The sequence below is a fragment of the Phaeovulum sp. W22_SRMD_FR3 genome (assembly GCF_052113705.1).
Lineage (GTDB): Bacteria > Pseudomonadota > Alphaproteobacteria > Rhodobacterales > Rhodobacteraceae > JBGQOG01.
Map to the genome: position 1 here is coordinate 229,462 of NZ_JBGQOG010000004.1, position 18,706 is coordinate 248,167.

The following is an 18,706-nucleotide window of genomic DNA, read 5'->3' on the forward strand; positions in this document are numbered from 1 at the left end:
GTTCTCACGCAATCGCAACTTGAAGCCCGTGGCCACAGGCACTTAGCTAGGGCGGACGGAATGCATGAGGGAGAGCGCGATGACGGCAACACGGGCAGCGGACAATGGCCGCGGGATGAACCGCAGGGCGCGCGCGGTGGCGCAGGCCGCAACGCATCCCGACCGCAGTCCATTCGGGCAGCCGCTGCTCTGGGTCTCGGGCCTCGCGCTTGTCGCACTCTTTGCCGGATTGCAGGCGGCGCGGGCCGAAGAGACCATCGTGGCGCATGGCATCTCCACCTATGGCGATCTGAAATACCCCGCCGATTTCAAACATCTGGACTATGTGAACCCCGATGCGCCGAAGGGCGGTGAGATTGCCGAGGCGACCTATGGCACCTTTGACAGCTTCAACCCCTATTCGATCAAGGGGCGCGCCGCCGCGCTCTCCAGCATCGCCTATGAAGATATGATGACCAGCACCGCGGATGAGATCGGGGCGCTCTATTGCCTGCTCTGCGCGACGGTCGAATATGACACGGACAAGACCTGGGCGATCTTCACCATGCGCCCTGAGGCGAAATTCTCTGACGGCACGCCGGTCACCGCCGAGGACGCGCTGTTTTCCTATGAACTCCTGCGCGATCAGGGGCTTTTGTCCTTCCGCAAGGCGGTGGCGGGCTATGTGGCCAGCGCCGAGGTGCTGCCGGGCAACAAGATCAAATACACGTTCAAGCCGGACAGCGCCGCCAATGAGCGGGTGCAGATCGTCGGTGGCCTGCCGGTGATGTCGAAGGCCTGGTATGAAAAGACCGGTGCCAAGCTGGATGAGACGCGGCTGGAGCCGGGCATCGGTTCGGGGCCCTATCTGCTCGATCATTTCGACATCAACCGCCGCGTGGTCTACAAGCGCAACCCCGATTACTGGGGCAAGGATCTGCCGATCAATGTGGGCCGCAACAATTTCGACACGATCCGGATCGAGTATTTCGGCGACCCCACCGCGGCCTTTGAGGGGTTCAAGGTCGGCGAATTCACCTTCCGCAGCGAGAATTCGGCCAAGAACTGGGCCACCGCCTATGATTTCGACTCGCTGAAACAGGGCTGGGTGGTGAAGGCGGAACTGCCCAGAGGCACCATCGCCTCGGGACAGGGCTTTGTCTTCAACCTGCGGCGCGACAAGTTTCAGGACATCCGGGTGCGGCAGGCCGTCTCGATGATGTTCAACTTTGACTGGTCGAATGAAACGCTGTTCTACGGTCTCTATGCCCGGATCAACTCTTTCTGGGAAAACACCGAGCTGGCGGCGACCGGGCTGCCCAGTCCGGAGGAGCTGGCGTTGCTGGAGCCGCTGAAGGACCAACTCGCCCCCGGCGTGCTGGATCAGGAGCCGGTCAACGGGGCCACTTCGGGGGCGACGCAGCTCGACCGCAGGAACGCGCGGGCGGCGGGGAAACTCCTGGATGAGGCCGGTTGGGCCGTGGGCGATGACGGCATCCGCCGCAACGCCAAGGGCGAGACGCTGAAGGTCGAATTCCTGGAGGATGACCCGAGCTTTGACCGCGTGGTGAATCCGTTCATCGAAAACCTGCGCGCCATCGGCATTGACGCGACGCTCAGCCGGGTCGACAGCTCGCAATACACTGACCGGTCGCGCAAATTCGACTTTGACATCATCACCGATCAGCTGACCACCGGTTATGAAGCGGGCGGCGGCCTGCGGCAGACCTTTGGCTCCGAGGGCTACGGCGATGCGTTCAACTCGATGGGTCTCAAGGATCCGGCGGTGGACAGCCTGATCGAGACCGCGATCCGCGCCAAGACCCGGCCCGAGATGATCGTGGCGACCCATGCGCTCGACCGCGAGTTGCGGGCCCTGCGCTTCTGGATCCCGCAATGGTATTCCAACAAATATCTCGTCGCCTATTACGACGTTTTCGGCCATCCCGAGACCTTGCCGCCCTATGCGCTGGGCGAGATGGACTTCTGGTGGTATGACGCCGAAAAAGCAGAAAAACTGAAGGCCGCCGGCGCCCTGTGAGGGGCGCCAGAGCGGTCCGGCAAAAGGGCAGAGACGGATGGGCGCCTATATCCTGCGGCGATTGCTTCTGATCATTCCGACGCTGATCGGGATCATGGTGATCAATTTCACGCTGACGCAATTCGTGCCGGGGGGGCCGATCGAACAGGTCATTGCCCAGATGCAGGGCGATGGCGATGTGTTCCGGGGCATCTCCGGCGCGGCCGGGGATGCGGGCAGCCAGTCTGACATCGGTACGGGCAATGAGGCCTATCTCGGCGCGCGCGGTCTGCCGCCGGAGTTCATTGCGCAACTGGAAAAGGAATTCGGCTTCGACAAGCCGCCCTTGACCCGTTTTCTGGACATGATGGGCAATTACCTGCGCTTTGACTTTGGCCGCAGCTATTTCCGCTCGATCTCGGTCGTCGATCTGGTCAAGGAAAAGCTGCCGGTCTCGATCACCCTCGGCCTCTGGTCGACCCTGCTGGCCTATGTGATTTCGATCCCGCTCGGCATCCGCAAGGCGGTCAAGGATGGCACGCCGTTTGACACCTGGACCTCGGGCGCGATCATCATCGCCTATGCGATCCCCGGGTTCCTGTTCGCGGTGCTGTTGATGGTGCTTTTCGCGGGCGGTTCCTATTGGAAGATCTTCCCGTTGCGCGGCCTCACCTCGGACAATTGGAGCGACCTCAGCCTCTGGGGCAAGGTGGTCGATTATCTCTGGCACATCACGCTGCCGGTGGTGGCCTCGACCATCGCCAGTTTCGCCACGCTGACCCTGCTGACCAAGAACAGCTTTCTCGATGAGATCAACAAGCAATATGTGATCACCGCCCGCGCCAAGGGGCTGACCGAACGCGCGGTGCTTTATGGCCATGTGTTCCGCAACGCCATGCTGATCGTGATCGCCGGGTTCCCCAGCCTGTTTCTGGGGGTGTTTTTCGGCGCCTCGATCATCATCGAGACGATCTTCTCGCTCGATGGCCTTGGCCGTCTGGGCTTTGAAGCGGCGGTGGCGCGCGATTATCCGGTGATTTTCGGCACGCTTTACGTGTTCGGCGTGCTGGGGCTGGTGATCGGCATCCTGTCGGATCTGATGTATGTGCTGGTGGACCCCCGAATTGATTTTGAGCGGAGGGCCGGCTGATGCGTCTCTCCCCGCTCAACCAGCGCCGCTGGCGGAATTTCCGCGCCAACCGTCGGGCCTTCTGGTCGCTGATCTGCTTTCTGGTGGTCTTTGTGCTCTCGCTTTTTGCCGAGGTGCTGGCGAATGACAAACCGATCCTGCTCAGCTACCGCGGCCATCTGTATGTGCCGGTCTACCGCTTTTACCCGGAGACGGAGTTTGGCGGCGATTTTCGTACCGAGGCCATCTACCGCGACCCATCGGTGCAATGCCTGATCAAGACCGGCGGTCGCGAGGAATGCTGGGATGACCCGGAGGCGGTGAGCGCCGAGGCGGAAACCGGCATGGTTTCGGGCGAGAAAATCGAGGCGGGCTGGATGATCTGGCCGCCGATCCGTTACCATTACCGCACGATCAACAATGTCGGCACTGCACCCTCGGCGCCGGATGCCGACCATTGGCTGGGCACCGATGACACCGCCCGCGATGTGGCGGCGCGGGTGATCTACGGCGTGCGCACCTCGCTTTTGTTCACCCTCATCGTCACCACGGTCTCTTCGGTGATCGGCATCGCGGCGGGGGCGGTGCAGGGCTATTTCGGCGGCAAGACCGATCTGATCTTTCAGCGCGCGCTGGAAATCTGGGGCTCAACCCCCTCGCTCTATGTCATCATCATCCTGTTTGCGATTCTGGGCCGCAGCTTCTGGCTCTTGGTCTTTGTCTCCATCCTCTTTGGCTGGCCCGCCCTCACCGGCGTGGTGCGGGCCGAATTCCTGCGGGCGCGCAACTTTGAATATGTTCGCGCCGCCCGTGCTTTGGGGGTCAGTGACCGGGTGATCATGTTCCGCCACATCCTGCCTAATGCGATGGTCGCCACGCTGACCATGCTGCCCTTTGTGGTCACCGGCACCATCGGCGGCCTCGCCACGCTGGATTACCTCGGCTATGGCCTACCCTCCTCCGCCCCCTCGCTGGGCGAGCTGGCCTTGCAGGCGAAACAGAACCTGCAGGCGCCCTGGCTCGGCTTTGCCGCCTTCTTCACCTTTGCCATCATGCTCTCGCTCCTCGTCTTCATCTTTGAGGGCGTGCGCGATGCCTTCGACCCGCGAAAGACCTTCAAATGACCGCTGTTCTCGAGGTGAAAGATCTGCGGATCGGCTTTCGGCAGGAGGGGGGCGAAAGCCTCGCGGTGAAGGGCGTCAGTTTCGCGGTGCACAAGGGCGAGACGGTGGCGCTGGTGGGCGAGAGCGGTTCGGGGAAATCCGTCACCGCCCTCTCGACCGTGGCGCTGTTGGGCGAGAGCGCGCGGCTCTCGGGCTCGATCACCTATCTCGGGCAAGAGATGGTGGGGGCGAGCCCGGCGCTGCTGCGCAAGGTGCGCGGCAATGACATCAGCTTTATCTTTCAGGAGCCGATGACCTCACTCAACCCGCTGCACACGCTGGAAAAGCAGATCGGCGAGAGTCTGGCGCTGCATCAGGGCCTGCAAGGGGCGGCGGCGCGGGCGCGGATCATTGAACTCCTTGAAAAGGTGGGGATCGACCACGCCGAGCGGCGCTTACAGGACTATCCGCATCAGCTCTCGGGCGGGCAGCGGCAGCGGGTGATGATCGCCATGGCGCTGGCCAATGGGCCGGAACTCTTGATTGCCGATGAGCCGACCACCGCGCTCGATGTGACGATTCAGGCGCAGATCCTGGAACTGCTGGCCGAACTGAAGCGCAGCGAGGGGATGAGCCTTCTCTTCATCAGCCACGATCTGGGCGTGGTGCGCCGCATCGCGGACCGGGTCTGCGTGATGCAGGGCGGCGAGATTGTCGAGACCGGGCCGGTCGAGGAGATCTTTGCCAACCCGCAGCATCCCTATACCCGCAAGCTCCTGGCGGCCGAGCCGAAGGGGCTGGCCGGGCCGGTGGATGACAACGCGCCGGAAATCCTCTCTGCGCAGGAATTGAAAATTTGGTTCCCGATTCAGCGGGGTCTTTTGCGCAAAACGGTTGGATATGTGAAAGCGGTGAATGCCGCCACCCTCTCGGTCCGGGCGGGCGAGACCCTCGGGATCGTCGGCGAAAGCGGCTCGGGCAAGACCACTTTGGCGCTCGCGCTGATGCGGCTGATCGGCTCGGACGGGCCGGTGGTTTTCATGGGGCGCGACATCTCGAAAATTCCGGCGCGGGATCTGCGCGGCGTCCGGCGCGACATGCAGATCGTGTTTCAGGACCCGTTCGGCAGCCTCTCGCCGCGGATGACGATCGAGCAGATCATCGCGGAGGGGCTCGGCGTGCACGGGGTCGAGCCGGGCCGCAACCGCCGTGATATGGTGGCCGAGATCATGCAGGAGGTCGGCCTCGATCCCGCCAGCATGAGCCGCTATCCGCATGAGTTTTCCGGCGGCCAGCGGCAGCGGATTGCGATTGCCCGGGCGATGATCCTGCGCCCGAAAGTGGTGGTGCTGGACGAGCCCACTTCGGCGCTCGACATGACGGTGCAGGTGCAGATCGTTGAGCTGTTGCGCGATTTGCAGGCGAAATACGGGCTGGCCTATCTGTTCATCAGCCACGATCTGCGGGTGGTCAAGGCGCTGGCGCATAAGGTGATGGTGATGAAAGACGGCGATGTGGTCGAGGCCGGTCCCGCTGCCGAATTGTTTGCCGCCCCGAAATCGGCCTATACACGGGCATTGCTGGCGGCGGCTCTGGGGCATTAAGCGTATGAAGATCTTGTTTGTTCACCAAAATTTTCCCGGGCAGTTCCCGCATCTGGCGCCCGCATTGGCGGCGCGCGGCCATGATGTCATGGCGCTGACCACGGAATCCAACAACCGTCCCAGCCCGGTGCGGGTGGTGAAATACCGCCAGCCCGATCCGATCACCCTCTCGTCGCCGCTGACTAAGATGTATGCGGATAATGCCGAGCGGGGCCGCCGTGCGGCGCTGGGCGCCCAGGCGATGCGGCGCGATCAGGGCTATGTCCCCGATGTGATCTTTGGCCATTCCGGCTGGGGCGAGACCCTGTTTCTGAAAGAGGTCTGGCCGGAAGCGAAACTGCTGATCTATGCCGAGCTGATGTATCAGACGACCGGCCTCGACACCGATTTTGATCCCGAATTCCGGCGCGACGGGCTTTTGCCCCGGATCAGCACCACGGCGCGCGCGGCGCATCTGGTGCAGTCGATGGTGCAGGCGGATGCCGCGCTCTCGCCCACGCAGTTTCAGGCCTCGACCTTTCCGCCGGAGCTGCGCGCGAAGATCCGGGTGATCTTTGATGGGGTGAAGTCCGATGTGCTCTGCCCTGATCCCGCTGCGCGGCTGCCGATCCCGGGCACGGATCTGGTGCTGAAACCCGGCGATGAGGTGCTGACCTTCGTCAACCGCAGCCTTGAGCCCTATCGGGGCTACCACAGTTTCATGCGGGCGCTGCCGGCAGTGATGGCGGCGCGGCCGAATGCGCAGGTGGTCATCGTCGGCGATGAGGGGCAGAGCTATGGCGCGGCGCCCGCTTCGGGCAGCTGGAAGCAGATCTATCTTGATGAGGTGCGCGACCGGATCGACATCTCGCGCGTGCATTTTCTGGGGCGCGTGCCCTATCCGACCTTTGTCAATCTGCTGAAGGTCAGCCGGGTGCATGCCTATCTGACCTATCCTTTCGTGCTGTCCTGGTCGCTGATGGAGGCAATGAGCGCCGGGGCGATGATTGTCGCCTCGGACACGGCGCCGGTGCGTGAGATGATCACCGATGGTGTCCATGGCAGACTGGTGGATTTCTTCGACATGCCGCGCTGGAGCGCCACGCTGATCGACGCACTCGCCCATCCGGAGGCGCAGATGCCGATGCGCGCGGCGGCGCGGCAAAAGATCCTCGAGGGCTATGATCTCGAGCGGATCTGCCTGCCGCAGCTGATTGATTTTGTCGAAGGGGCTGTGCGGTAGCCGCAGGGGATCGCTTCTGGCCGGCCTGCGCCTCCGGCGGGGATATTTGGAACGAAGCAAAACCTGAGGCTTGCTTCGTCTTAAATATCCCCCGCGGAGCGTTCCGCAGCGACCAGTGGCTCAGATGGCCGAGCTGTGTCCGGCCTTGGCCAGATCATAGGCATCGAAATGCCGCGCGATCATCCGGGTGAGGGGGCGGGCCTCTTCCGGGATGAACAGACCCTCGGGCGTCACTTTGACGAGGCCCTCAAAACTGCTCGCGGCTTCGGTATAAAGGCGGGCAAGCTCGCTGGGGGCGATGGCGTAATCGCGCAGGATCTCGGCGCTGCTGATGCGAAAGTCGCACATCAGCGCCTCAATCAGCCGGGCGCGCAATCTGTCCTCGTCCGAGAAGACATGGCCGCGGCTGGTGGAGAACTGCCCGTCGCGGATGGCGGCGGTATGGGCCGAGGTGGCGGGGGCGTTTTGCGCATAGCCCTGCGGAAACCGCGAGATGGACGAGGCGCCGATGCCGACCAGCACCGGAGAGGGGTCGTCGGTATAGCCCTGAAAGTTGCGGCGCAGGCGACCGGTTTTCTGTGCAATCGCCAGACCATCGCCGGGGCGGGCGAAATGGTCGATGCCGATTTCCTCATAGCCGTCCCAGACGAAAAGCTGCCGGGCTGTCTCGAACAGCCGCAGCCGTTCCTGCGGCGTGGGCAATTGATCCGAGGGGATCATGTTCTGCCGCCGAGCCATCCAGGGCACATGCGCATAGCCATAGAGGGCCACCCGGTCGGGGTTGAGCGACAAGAGCTTTTGCACGGAATCCGAGATCCGCGCATTTGTTTGCCCGGGCAGGCCATAGAGGATGTCGGCGTTCACGCTGGCCACGCTGCGCGCCCTGATCATCTCGATCGCCGTGCGGGTGATGTCATAGCTTTGTTCGCGACCGATGGTCCTTTGGATCTCCGGGTCGAAATCCTGCACCCCGACCGAGGCGCGGTTCATCCCCGCCGTCACCAGCGCATCCAGCCGCGCGGCGTCAATCTCATTCGGGTCGATTTCCACCGAGAACTCACCATTCGGGGCCATCGGCGCTGCGTCAAAGATGGCCTCGGCCAGGCGCGTCATCAACTCGGGGGGCAGAAGGGTGGGGGTGCCGCCCCCCCAATGCAGCCGCGACAGGGTGATTCCCGGTGCGAGCCGCGCTTTGAGCAGTTTCAACTCGGCCAGCAGCACCTCGGCATAGGCGCGGACCGGATCATCGCTTTGCGTGCCCTGCGTGCGGCAGGCGCAAAACCAGCACAGGCGCCGGCAGAACGGCACATGCAGATAGAGGGAGATCTTCTCGCCCGCCGGGATCGCGGTGATCCAGTCGCCGAACATCTCCGCGTCAACCCCGCCACCGAAATGCGGTGCGGTGGGATAGCTGGTGTAGCGCGGCACGCGTGCGTCGAAAAGCCCGAGGCGGGTGAGTTGCGATTCCTGTTTCATAGGCGTAGGTTTAAGCCTGAGATCGCGCGCGAACCTTGACCCAAATCAAAGTAGTCCCATGACAGCCCATGACGTGCCTGAACTGTCGCATGAATGCGGCGACTGTCCGATCCGGCACCGTGCGGTTTGCGCGCGCTGCGAAAGCGATGAGTTGGAGACGCTGGAGCAGATCAAATATTACCGCAGCTATGAGGCGGGTCAGACGGTGGTCTGGTCGGGCGACAAGATGGATTTTGTCGCCTCGGTGGTGTCGGGCATCGCGACGCTGACACAGACGCTGGAGGATGGGCGCACGCAGATGGTGGGGCTGTTGCTGCCCTCGGATTTTGTCGGGCGGCCGGGGCGCGACAATGCGGCCTATAACGTGATTGCCACCACCGATCTGACCATGTGCTGTTTTCGCAAGAAACCGTTTGAGGCGATGATGGGGGCCACCCCGCATATCGCGCAACGCTTGCTGGAAATGACGCTGGACGAGCTGGATGCGGCGCGCGAATGGATGCTGCTGCTCGGCCGCAAGACCGCGCGCGAAAAGATCGCGAGCCTGCTCGCGATCATCGCGCGGCGCGATGCCAGTCTGAAGGTCAGCGCGGTGCGCGGGCGGATGAGCTTTGATCTGCCGCTGACGCGCGAGGCGATGGCCGATTATCTGGGGCTGACGCTGGAAACCGTCAGCCGTCAGGTCTCGGCGCTGAAGCGCGATGGGGTGATCGAACTGGACGGCAAACGTCACGTGACGATTCCCGACATTGACCGCCTGCTGCAGGAAGCGGGCGATGACAGTGACGGTGGTTTCGTCTCCTGACATCGGCGACCGCGCAGTGCGGTGAAACGGGGCCCGCGGGCCCCGCTTTCTTGGCCATTTTCGTTAGTGGGCCATCAGTACCGGCAGCGGGGCTGCCTCCAGCATGGAGCGGGTGGCGCCGCCCAGAATCGCTTCGCGGAAGCGCGAATGGCCATAGGCCCCCATCACCAGAAGGTCGGCATTGGTGTCGCGCATGTGCCGGATCAGCACGTCACTGACTTTCGGCAAGGTTTTGGCCAGGACCGAGATTTCACAGCTGATCCCGTGACGCGCGAGCATCTGGCTGAGCTGGCCGCCCGGGTCCGAGCGCTCTGGCCCGTGGGCGGGCGGGTCAATGACGGTGATGTCCACCAGATCTGCGGCCATCAGCAAGGGCATGGCGCTGCGGATGGCGGCCATGGCTTCGGCGCTTTGGTTCCAGGCAATGGTGACGCGCCGGGCTTTGGGCGCGGCATCGGCGCCCTTGGGCACCAGCAAGACCGGGACGCGCCCGTCAAAGAGGGCGGATTCCACCACCGCCTCGGCCTCGGAGGCGTGGCCGGTGCCATAGGGCTGGGCCAGCACCACCAGATCGGCAAAGCGGGCACGCAGCCCGACGAGCGAGCCGATCGCCCCCAACTGCACAACGGCAGTGTCCAAAGACCAGCGAATTTCCTCGCCTGCCAGCCGCTGGCGCAGCGCGGCCTCGGTGGCGCGCGCCTCGGTTTCGGCCTGATTGAGGGTTTCTTGCAGCAGATAGGCGCTGGCACCGGCGTAGTAATAGCCCGCCTGCGTGCGGTCGACGCCGAGGCACAGCACATCGAGATGCGCGTTTTCGGTGCGGGCGGTGGCAATCGCGACGTTCAGCTGGTCATGGGCGGCTGCGGCATCGCTGACAACGGTCAGAATGGTTTTATAGGCCATGGAGGGTCCTCCGGTTGCGAATTTCCTGTCAGCAGCTTCCCACGTTTTCCCCGCGCGTCCCTTGATCCCGATCAAGTGGTGAATTCTTTGTGAACTCGCCTTAGGCGTGTACTGTGCCGATATGTCACGCCCGCAGAAGGCGGATGACCGGAAATTGATGCAGATCAAGGCAGGGGCACGCCCTGCGAGAGAAAAGCAGGGACGTCGGGAAGTCTCCACCAGCTTGCGAGTCGGGGACCAGACGGGACGAAGGGACGCTATTCATGTGGGATTATTTGAAGCTGGTCGTGCTGGGGGGAATTGCGCTGCTGGCGGCGATCGCCGCCAATTACGCGCATGATCTGGCCTATATGGTGAATGCGCTGACGGTCATGCTGGCCGCGGCGATCACCTTCATCTGGGTGCTGCGGCACATGGACGAGGGCAGAATGCCTGCCCCGGCCAATGAATATAATGACGGGGTGATCCGCGCAGGCGTGATCGCCACCTCGCTTTGGGGGGTCGTGGGCTTTCTGGTCGGTGTGTTCATCGCCTTTGAGCTGGCCTTCCCCGAACTCAATATGTCGAATTTCGCACATGGCTATCTGAACTTCGGCAAGCTGCGGCCGCTGCACACTTCGGCGGTGATCTTTGCCTTTGGCGGCAACGCGCTGATCGCCTCGTCGTTCTATGTTGTGCAGCGCACCTCGGCGACGCGGCTCTGGGGCGGCAATGCCGGCTGGTTCGTGTTCTGGGGCTATAACCTGTTCATCGTGCTGGCGGCCACGGGCTATATCCTCGGCGCCACGCAATCCAAGGAATATGCCGAGCCGGAATGGTATGTCGACCATTGGCTGACCATCGTCTGGGTGGTGTATCTGCTGGTCTTCCTCGGCACGATTTTGAAGCGCCGCGAGCCGCATATCTATGTGGCAAACTGGTTCTATCTCTCGTTCATCGTCACCATTGCCATGCTGCATCTGGTCAACAACCTCTCGGTGCCGGTGTCGATCTTTGGCTCGAAATCCGTGCAGCTCTTCTCGGGCGTGCAGGATGCGATGACGCAATGGTGGTACGGCCATAACGCCGTGGGCTTCTTCCTCACCGCCGGTTTCCTCGGGATGATGTATTACTTCGTGCCGAAACAGGCCGAACGCCCGGTCTACAGCTACAAACTGTCGATCGTGCACTTCTGGGCACTGATCTTCCTCTACATCTGGGCCGGTCCGCACCATTTGCACTATACCGCGCTGCCCGACTGGGCCTCGACCCTGGGGATGGTTTTCTCGATCATGCTGTGGATGCCCTCCTGGGGCGGGATGATCAACGGTCTGATGACGCTCTCGGGCGCCTGGGACAAGCTGCGCACCGATCCGATCATCCGGATGATGGTGGTCTCCATCGGCTTCTACGGCATGTCGACCTTTGAAGGTCCGATGATGTCGATCAAGGCGGTGAACTCGCTCAGCCACTACACTGACTGGACGATTGGCCACGTGCATTCCGGCGCGCTCGGCTGGAACGGGATGATCACCTTCGGGATGCTCTATTTCCTCGTGCCGAAACTCTGGAACCGTCCGGCGCTCTATTCGCTGAAACTGGTCTCCTGGCACTTCTGGCTCGCCACCATCGGCATCGTGCTCTACGCGGCCTCGATGTGGGTGACCGGGATCATGGAAGGGCTGATGTGGCGCGAAGTGGATGCCAACGGTTTCCTCGTCAACACCTTTGCCGATACCGTTGCCGCGAAACATCCGATGTATGTGGTGCGCGGTCTGGGCGGGGTCATGTACCTCACCGGCGGGATCATCATGCTCTACAACCTCTGGGCGACGGTCGCCAAACAGCCCCGCGAGGCGGGTGCTGGTGTCGCCGCTGTGCCGGCAGAATAAGGGGGCCGGAAACATGGGACTTCTTGATAAACACGGCGTTCTGGAAAAGAACGCAACCCTGTTGCTCGCCGGCTCTTTGCTGGTGGTGACCATCGGCGGGATTGTTGAGATCGCACCGCTCTTCTACCTTGAGAACACCATCGAAAAGGTCGAAGGCGTGCGCCCCTACAGCCCGCTGGAACTGACCGGACGCGACATCTACGTCCGCGAGGGCTGCTATGTCTGCCACAGTCAGATGATCCGGCCGATGCGCGATGAAGTGCAGCGCTATGGCCATTACAGCCTCGCGGCGGAATCGATGTATGACCATCCGTTCCAATGGGGCTCCAAGCGCACCGGGCCGGATCTGGCCCGGGTGGGCGGGCGCTATTCCAACGCCTGGCATGTGGACCACCTGACCGATCCGCAATCGGTGGTGCCGGAATCGGTGATGCCGAAATACGGCTTCCTGGCCGACCGGCTGATCTCGCCCAAATACATCGAGGATCGGCTGAAGGCCGATGCGATGGTGGGCGTGCCCTATACCTCGGAGATGATCGAGGTGGCCAAGGCCGATTTCGCCGCGCAGGCCGATCCGGATGCCGATACCGACGGGCTCTTGTCGCGCTATCACGACGCGAATATCGGCAATTTCGATGGCCGTCCGGGGATCTCCGAGATGGACGCGCTGATTTCCTATCTTCAGGTGCTGGGCACGATGGTCGATTTCTCGACCTTCGAACCGGCCCCCAGCCGATAGGAGGGGCGGATGGATTATCATCTGTTGCGTGAGATTGCCGACAGCTGGGTGCTGTTGGCGCTGACGCTGTTCTTCGTGGCCGCCGTGGCCTGGGCCTGGCGCCCGGGCAGCCGCAGCGCCCATGACGACAGCGCAGCAATTCCGTTCCGGCATGATGACAGGCCCGCGCCTGCCCCCGCCCCCCGGGGCGATGCGGTGGCGCAGGGCAGCAACCGGGAAGCCCCGGCCAAGGAGGCGATGAAATGAGCAGGAAACCGATCACGACGAAAGCTGATCCTGATACCACCGGCCACAGCTGGGATGGCATTCAGGAGTTCAACAACCCGCTTCCGCGCTGGTGGCTCTATACCTTCTACATCTGCATCATCTGGGCGCTGGGCTATACGGTCCTCTATCCGGCCTGGCCGCTGTTGACCGGCGCCACGCCGGGGATCCTCGGCGCCTCGACCCGCGCCGATGTGGCGGCCGAGATTCAGCGCTTTGCCGATGCGAACGGGCCGATCGAGGCCAAGCTGGTGGCCACCGATCTGACCGCGATTGCGGCGGATCCGGAGCTGGAGACCTTTGCGCAAAACGCAGGTGCCGCGGTCTTTGGCACCTGGTGCGCGCAGTGCCACGGCTCGGGCGCCGAGGGGAACAAGGGCTATCCCAGCCTGTTGGACAATGACTGGCTCTGGGGCGGCACGATCGAGGATATCCACACCACGATCACCCATGGCATCCGCAACACCACCGATGCCGATGCGCGCTATTCGCAGATGCCCGCCTTTGGCAAGGATGAGCTGCTCGACAAGGATCAGATCGCGGCGGTGGTACAGCATGTGCGGCAGATCTCGGGTCAGGAGTTTGACGCCGGGCTGGCCGCAACGGGCGCGCAGGTCTTTGCCGACAATTGCGTCGCCTGCCATGGTGAAGACGGCAAGGGGATGCGCGAGCAGGGCGCGCCGAACCTGACCGACAAGATCTGGCTCTATGGCGGCGATGTGGCCACGCTGACCGAGACGGTGACCAATGCCCGCTTCGGGGTGATGCCGGCCTGGACGGGCCGTTTGTCCGAGGCCGAGATTCGCGCCGTGGCGAGCTATGTCCACAGCCGGGGCGGTGGCGAGTAAACCCGCGCCGCATGCGAAACGGAGGGCCCCTTTCGGGGCCCTTTTGTCTTTTCCGGCGCCTTCCTTGCGTGACGCAGATCTATTGGGCGCCAATCCGGCACCGGTGCATGTCCGGTGGACCTGCATATCGGACGGGCCAGCAGACCGGATGGGCCGGTTGATTCAGGTCAATGTGGCGCCGCGCTGTCTGACCTACCGTCGCTTTTGACAGGGGCCCCGGTCCCCGTCATGGCCCGGCTCCCCGACCTGTTCGCGCGTTTCCTGGGGGGCCGGTGCCCATCCTCATCACCGTCACAATGCCTTGTCCCCGCGTCCTGCGACGCCCTGCCGCAGGCGCCGGGGGCCGCAGGACGCCCCTAAATTCTACATTTTTGACACATGTCAAAGTGCAGGGGCGGGGCGCATACTAAGCCACGCTGAGCACATCCCAGCCAACGGAGAAGAACCGTGAGCACCCCCGAAGCGACCCCGCTCTATGCCGCCCGTGAACCGATCTTTCCACGCCGCGTCTCGGGCAAATTCCGCAACCTCAAATGGGTGCTGATGGCGCTGATGCTCGGGGTCTATTACCTCTTGCCGCTGATCCGCTGGGACCGGGGTCCGGCGATGCCGGATCAGGCGGTGCTGGTGGATCTGGCGAACCGGCGATTCTTCTTTTTCATGATCGAGATCTGGCCGCATGAATTCTATTTCGTGGCGGGCCTGTTGATCATGGCGGGGCTGGGGCTGTTTTTGTTCACCTCGGCGCTGGGCCGGGTCTGGTGCGGCTATGCCTGTCCGCAGACCGTCTGGACCGACCTTTTCATTCTGGTCGAGCGCTGGGTGGAGGGCGACCGCAACGCCCGGCTGCGGCTCTTCCACCAAAAGATGAACTTTCGCAAATTCCGGCTGCGGGCCACGAAATGGACGCTCTGGCTTCTGATCGGCCTCGCCACCGGCGGCGCTTGGGTGTTCTATTTCACCGATGCACCGACGCTGGCACGGGATCTGGTCACCGGCCAGGCCAGCATGATCGCCTATGGCACCATGGCCTTCCTGACGCTGACCACCTTTTTCTTTGGCGGTTTCGCGCGCGAGCAGATCTGCATCTACGCCTGCCCCTGGCCGCGGATTCAGGCGGCGATGATGGATGAAGACACGCTGACCGTCGCCTATCGCGACTGGCGCGGAGAGCCGCGCGGCAAGCACCGCAAGGTTGAGGATGCCAGTGCCGAGCGGCAGGGCGATTGCATCGACTGCATGGCCTGCGTCAATGTCTGCCCGATGGGGATCGACATCCGCAACGGCCAGCAGATGGAGTGCATCACCTGCGCGCTTTGCATTGATGCCTGCGACGATGTGATGGACAAGATCGGCAAGCCGCGCGGGCTGATCGATTATATCGCGCTGAAGGATGAATCGCTGGAGCGCGCGGGCGGGCACCCCAAACAGGTGTGGAAACACATTTTCCGGCCGCGCACGCTGCTCTATTTCACCCTCTGGGGCGGGATTGGCATCGGCCTTGTGGTGGCGCTGTTCATGCGCTCTCCCATCGAGTTCAACGTGACCCCGGTGCGCAAACCGCTCTATGTCATGCAATCCGACGGCACGATCCGCAACACCTATGAGATCCGCCTGCGCAACATGCAGCCCTTTGAGCATCCGTTCCGCATCTCGGTGACGGCAGCGCCGGGGGTGGAGGAGCATCTGCACCTGACGATCGAGGATGTTCTGGGTAATGTGGTGACTGTGCCTGCGGATGCGACGCAGCCCAACCGGATTTACATTGATGCCGAACCGGGCAGCGATCCGGCGACGGAAAAGCGCAGCGAAATCCGGCTCTGGGTCGAGGATCTGACCGGGCATGACCGGGTCAGCGTCGATACCATCTTTAACGGGAAGGAAGAGTAAGATGACTTCGCAACTGACCGGCCCCAAGGTTCTGGCCATTGTGGTGACCGCCTTTGGCATCATCATCGCCGTCAATCTGGTGATGGCATGGAAGGCGGTCTCGACCTTTCCGGGGCTGGAGGTGGCCAATTCCTATGTTTCGTCGCAAACCTTCGACGCCGAGCGCAAGGCGCAGATCGCCTTGGGCTGGACGGCGACCCCCGCCTATGAAGACGGCGTGCTGACGCTGACGGTGCGCGATGCGGAGGGCTATCCGGCGCAGATCGCCAGCATGAGCGCGCTGGTGGGCCGCACCACCAATGTCAGCCAGGATGTGACCCCCGATTTCACCTATGCCAACGGCACTTACACCGCGCCGCTGCATCTGGATAAGGGCGCCTGGCTGATGCATTTTGAGGCGCATGCGGTGGATGGCACGCTGTTCCGGCAGCGTCTGGACTTTCATGTGAGGGGCTGAACCATGTCCGCGTCTGTGGCCGCCACCCGCATCGCCGATTTTGCTGCGGTCTCCGACCGGCTCCCGGCGGATGACCGTCAGGGGGTGGACCATGCCCCGGATGACGGAAAGCTTGGGGACGGAACGCTTGGGGGCGGGGGCCTTGGCGACGGGGGTCTTGAGGCTGGGGAGTTTGGGGAGGGGGGGCTGTCGTTTGCCGCCTGTCCGGCCTGTGCGGCCGCGCCTTCGGCGCAGGATATGGCGCGCGCCGCGGCACCGCGCGACAGCAGCCTGATGCTCTCGCTGCCCACCGCGCATTGCGCGGTCTGCATCACCGATGTCGAGCGCGCCTTGCAGGCGCATCCCGGCGTGCGCTCGGCGCGGGTCAATCTGACGCTGAAACGGGTCAGCGTGGCCGCCGATCCGGGGGTGGAGGCGGCGGCGCTGGTCGCCCGCCTCGCCGATATCGGCTATGAGGCGCATGAGCTGGACACCGGGCTCCTGTCCTCGACCGAGGCGGACCGGCGGGGGCGCGATATCCTGATGCGGATCGGCGTGTCGGGCTTTGCCATGATGAACATCATGCTGCTTTCGGTCGCGGTCTGGTCGGGGGCAGGGGATGCCACGCGCGACCTGTTCCACTGGATTTCCGGGGCCATTGCCCTGCCGACGGTGGTGTTCGCCGGGCAGCCTTTCTTCAGTTCGGCTTGGGCCTCGCTGAAGGCGCGGCGGCTGGGGATGGATGTGCCGATCTCGCTGGCGATCATCCTGGCCTCCTCGATCTCGGTTTTCGAGACGGCGCATTCCGGCGCGCATGTCTATTTCGACGCGGCGGTGATGCTGACCTTCTTCCTGCTGGTCGGGCGCTATCTCGACTACCGCACCCGCGCGGTGGCCCGTTCCGCCGCCGAGGAGCTGGCGGCGCTGGAGGTGCCCCGCGCGACGCGGCTGACCGGGGCCGGTGAAGAGGTGGTTTCGGTGGGTGATCTGCGGGCGGGCGATGTCATCCGCGTGCGGCCGGGCGGCCGGATCCCCGCTGACGGGGTGGTGCTCTCGGGCACGAGTGAGATTGACCGCTCGCTGTTGACGGGCGAGAGCCTGCCGGTCTGGGCGGGCGTCGATGTGGCGCTCTCGGCGGGGGAAGTGAATCTGACCGGGCCGCTGACCCTGCGGGTGACGGCGGCGGGGCGCGACAGTTCGCTGCACCGGATGGCCGATCTGGTTGCGGCGGCGGAATCCGCCCGCAACCGCTATACCTCGCTCGCCGAACGGGCGGCGCGGATCTATTCGCCCGGGGTGCATCTGTTGTCCTTCGCGAGTTTTGCGGGTTGGCTCTGGGTCAGCGGCGGCGATGTGCGGCTGGCGGTGAATATTGCGGCGGCGGTGCTGATCATCACCTGCCCCTGCGCGCTGGGCCTTGCGGTGCCTGCCGTCGTCACGGCGGCCAGTGGCAAGCTGTTTCGCGCCGGGCTTTTGATCAAGGATGGCACCGCGCTTGAGCGGCTGGCCGAGGTGGATTGCGTGGTCTTTGACAAGACGGGCACGCTGACGCTCGGCCTGCCGGACCCGGTGGATCTGGCCGAACTGCCGCAGGGCGACCTGGCGGTGGCGGTGGCGCTGGCGGCGGGGTCTTCGCATCCCTTGTCGCAGGCGCTGGTGCTGGCGGCGCAGCGGCTGCGCGTGTTGCCCGCCCCGGTGACCGAGTTGCGCGAAGTGCCCGGCTCGGGTGTCGAGGGGATCTGGCAGGGGTTGCCGGTGCGGCTGGGCCGCGCGGGCTGGCTTGGCGCAGAGACGCCAGAGGGGGCGGGCACGGCGAGCTGGCTGCAGATCGGCGCTTCGGCGCCGCAAGCGATCCGCTTTACCGATCAGCTGCGCCCGGGTGCCGCGCAGGCGGTGCGGGAATTGCAGGCGATGGGCAAGACGGTGCATCTGCTCTCAGGCGACACGCCGGGGGCGGTGGCGCCCCTGGCTGCGGAACTCGGCATCCCCAATTGGCGGGCGGGCGTGTTGCCGGGCGACAAGGCCGCCGCCATCGCCGCGCTGACCGCCGCCGGGCATCGGGTGCTGATGGTGGGCGACGGGCTGAACGACACGGCGGCCCTTGCGGGGGCGCATGTCTCGATCTCGCCCGCCTCCGCGCTGGATGCGGCGCGGGCGGCGTCCGATATCGTGTTGCTCGGGCAGGATATGGCCCCGGTGGCGATGGCGGTGCGGATGGCGGTGGTCGCCCGCCGCCGGATCAAACAGAACTTCGGAATTTCGATCGCCTATAATATCGTGGCGGTGCCCTTTGCGATTGCCGGTTTTGCCACGCCGCTGGCGGCGGCATTGGCCATGTCTCTCTCGTCGATCACCGTGTCGCTGAACGCCTTGCGGCTGAAATAATACCCCTGACCTTTCGCCCCTCGGGGCCAAGC

General features: G+C 63.7%; 15 protein-coding genes. 13 read left to right on the forward strand and 2 right to left on the reverse strand.

Annotated features, from left to right (window positions below):
- Positions 1-79 precede the first annotated feature (79 nt).
- From ACEN2S_RS07355 to ACEN2S_RS07375, 5 genes are read left to right on the forward strand one after another with little or no spacing between them, the layout of a single operon-like run.
- Positions 80-2,020, forward strand: coding sequence for an extracellular solute-binding protein (locus ACEN2S_RS07355; RefSeq protein WP_441864354.1), 1,941 nt, complete (start codon positions 80-82; stop codon positions 2,018-2,020).
- A 37-nt stretch (positions 2,021-2,057) separates the two neighbouring features.
- A complete protein-coding gene (locus ACEN2S_RS07360) occupies positions 2,058-3,149 on the forward strand; it encodes a microcin C ABC transporter permease YejB (RefSeq protein WP_441864357.1) in 1,092 nt (363 codons plus the stop codon).
- Entirely contained in the window at positions 3,149-4,252 is a 1,104-nt protein-coding gene (locus ACEN2S_RS07365; protein WP_441864360.1) for an ABC transporter permease, read from the forward strand. Before ACEN2S_RS07360 ends, ACEN2S_RS07365 begins: the two co-directional genes overlap by 1 nt.
- The gene (locus ACEN2S_RS07370) at positions 4,249-5,835 is read left to right on the forward strand and encodes an ABC transporter ATP-binding protein (protein WP_441864363.1); all 1,587 of its coding nucleotides are present in this window, start codon (positions 4,249-4,251) and stop codon (positions 5,833-5,835) included. The genes ACEN2S_RS07365 and ACEN2S_RS07370 overlap by 4 nt, the downstream gene beginning before the upstream one ends.
- 4 nt (positions 5,836-5,839) lie before the next feature.
- Positions 5,840-7,057: a glycosyltransferase gene (locus tag ACEN2S_RS07375; RefSeq protein ID WP_441864365.1), complete on the forward strand. Its 1,218-nt coding sequence runs from the start codon at positions 5,840-5,842 to the stop codon at positions 7,055-7,057.
- A 120-nt stretch (positions 7,058-7,177) separates the two neighbouring features.
- Here ACEN2S_RS07375 and hemN read toward each other — a convergent pair whose 3' ends face one another.
- Positions 7,178-8,533 carry an oxygen-independent coproporphyrinogen III oxidase gene (gene hemN / locus ACEN2S_RS07380; protein WP_441864368.1) on the reverse strand — a complete coding sequence of 452 codons (1,356 nt, stop codon included), beginning with the start codon at positions 8,531-8,533 and terminating at the stop codon, positions 7,178-7,180.
- Between the two features lie 58 nt (positions 8,534-8,591).
- Between hemN and fnrL the strand changes: the two genes are divergently transcribed.
- Positions 8,592-9,338, forward strand: a complete 747-nt coding sequence (gene fnrL / locus ACEN2S_RS07385) for a transcriptional regulator FnrL (protein WP_441864371.1) — start codon at positions 8,592-8,594, stop codon at positions 9,336-9,338.
- Between the two features lie 63 nt (positions 9,339-9,401).
- Here fnrL and ACEN2S_RS07390 read toward each other — a convergent pair whose 3' ends face one another.
- On the reverse strand, positions 9,402-10,241 hold the full coding sequence (locus ACEN2S_RS07390) for a universal stress protein (RefSeq protein WP_441864373.1): 840 nt from the start codon (positions 10,239-10,241) through the stop codon (positions 9,402-9,404).
- A gap of 263 nt (positions 10,242-10,504) precedes the next feature.
- On the opposite strand from ACEN2S_RS07390, the gene ccoN reads away from it, so the two are divergent.
- The 7 genes from ccoN to ACEN2S_RS07425 all read left to right on the forward strand — a co-directional run bounded on the left by ccoN (position 10,505) and on the right by ACEN2S_RS07425 (position 18,674).
- Positions 10,505-12,112, forward strand: a complete 1,608-nt coding sequence (ccoN, locus tag ACEN2S_RS07395; protein WP_441864376.1) for a cytochrome-c oxidase, cbb3-type subunit I — start codon at positions 10,505-10,507, stop codon at positions 12,110-12,112.
- Between the two features lie 13 nt (positions 12,113-12,125).
- On the forward strand, positions 12,126-12,851 hold the full coding sequence (gene ccoO, locus ACEN2S_RS07400) for a cytochrome-c oxidase, cbb3-type subunit II (RefSeq protein WP_441864379.1): 726 nt from the start codon (positions 12,126-12,128) through the stop codon (positions 12,849-12,851).
- Between the two features lie 9 nt (positions 12,852-12,860).
- Entirely contained in the window at positions 12,861-13,097 is a 237-nt protein-coding gene (locus tag ACEN2S_RS07405; protein WP_441864382.1) for a cbb3-type cytochrome oxidase subunit 3, read from the forward strand.
- Positions 13,094-13,963, forward strand: coding sequence for a cytochrome-c oxidase, cbb3-type subunit III (gene ccoP, locus ACEN2S_RS07410; protein WP_441864384.1), 870 nt, complete (start codon positions 13,094-13,096; stop codon positions 13,961-13,963). The genes ACEN2S_RS07405 and ccoP overlap by 4 nt, the downstream gene beginning before the upstream one ends.
- A gap of 447 nt (positions 13,964-14,410) precedes the next feature.
- On the forward strand, positions 14,411-15,853 hold the full coding sequence (gene ccoG, locus ACEN2S_RS07415) for a cytochrome c oxidase accessory protein CcoG (RefSeq protein WP_441864386.1): 1,443 nt from the start codon (positions 14,411-14,413) through the stop codon (positions 15,851-15,853).
- Between the two features lies 1 nt (position 15,854).
- Positions 15,855-16,310, forward strand: a complete 456-nt coding sequence (locus ACEN2S_RS07420; RefSeq protein WP_441864389.1) for a FixH family protein — start codon at positions 15,855-15,857, stop codon at positions 16,308-16,310.
- Positions 16,311-16,547: 237 nt separating this feature from the next.
- Entirely contained in the window at positions 16,548-18,674 is a 2,127-nt protein-coding gene (locus ACEN2S_RS07425) for a heavy metal translocating P-type ATPase (RefSeq protein WP_441864756.1), read from the forward strand.
- The last annotated feature ends 32 nt before the right edge of the window (positions 18,675-18,706 follow it).

Bases quoted from the DNA above. Each gene is read 5' to 3' on its own strand.
- ACEN2S_RS07355 (WP_441864354.1), top strand. From the start codon at position 80: ATGACGGCAACACGGGCAGCGGACAATGGCCGCGGGATGAACCGCAGG.
- ACEN2S_RS07360 (WP_441864357.1), top strand. From the start codon at position 2,058: ATGGGCGCCTATATCCTGCGGCGATTGCTTCTGATCATTCCGACGCTG.
- ACEN2S_RS07365 (WP_441864360.1), top strand. From the start codon at position 3,149: ATGCGTCTCTCCCCGCTCAACCAGCGCCGCTGGCGGAATTTCCGCGCC.
- ACEN2S_RS07370 (WP_441864363.1), top strand. From the start codon at position 4,249: ATGACCGCTGTTCTCGAGGTGAAAGATCTGCGGATCGGCTTTCGGCAG.
- ACEN2S_RS07375 (WP_441864365.1), top strand. From the start codon at position 5,840: ATGAAGATCTTGTTTGTTCACCAAAATTTTCCCGGGCAGTTCCCGCAT.
- hemN (WP_441864368.1), bottom strand. From the start codon at position 8,533: ATGAAACAGGAATCGCAACTCACCCGCCTCGGGCTTTTCGACGCACGC.
- fnrL (WP_441864371.1), top strand. From the start codon at position 8,592: ATGACAGCCCATGACGTGCCTGAACTGTCGCATGAATGCGGCGACTGT.
- ACEN2S_RS07390 (WP_441864373.1), bottom strand. From the start codon at position 10,241: ATGGCCTATAAAACCATTCTGACCGTTGTCAGCGATGCCGCAGCCGCC.
- ccoN (WP_441864376.1), top strand. From the start codon at position 10,505: ATGTGGGATTATTTGAAGCTGGTCGTGCTGGGGGGAATTGCGCTGCTG.
- ccoO (WP_441864379.1), top strand. From the start codon at position 12,126: ATGGGACTTCTTGATAAACACGGCGTTCTGGAAAAGAACGCAACCCTG.
- ACEN2S_RS07405 (WP_441864382.1), top strand. From the start codon at position 12,861: ATGGATTATCATCTGTTGCGTGAGATTGCCGACAGCTGGGTGCTGTTG.
- ccoP (WP_441864384.1), top strand. From the start codon at position 13,094: ATGAGCAGGAAACCGATCACGACGAAAGCTGATCCTGATACCACCGGC.
- ACEN2S_RS07420 (WP_441864389.1), top strand. From the start codon at position 15,855: ATGACTTCGCAACTGACCGGCCCCAAGGTTCTGGCCATTGTGGTGACC.
- ACEN2S_RS07425 (WP_441864756.1), top strand. From the start codon at position 16,548: ATGGCGCGCGCCGCGGCACCGCGCGACAGCAGCCTGATGCTCTCGCTG.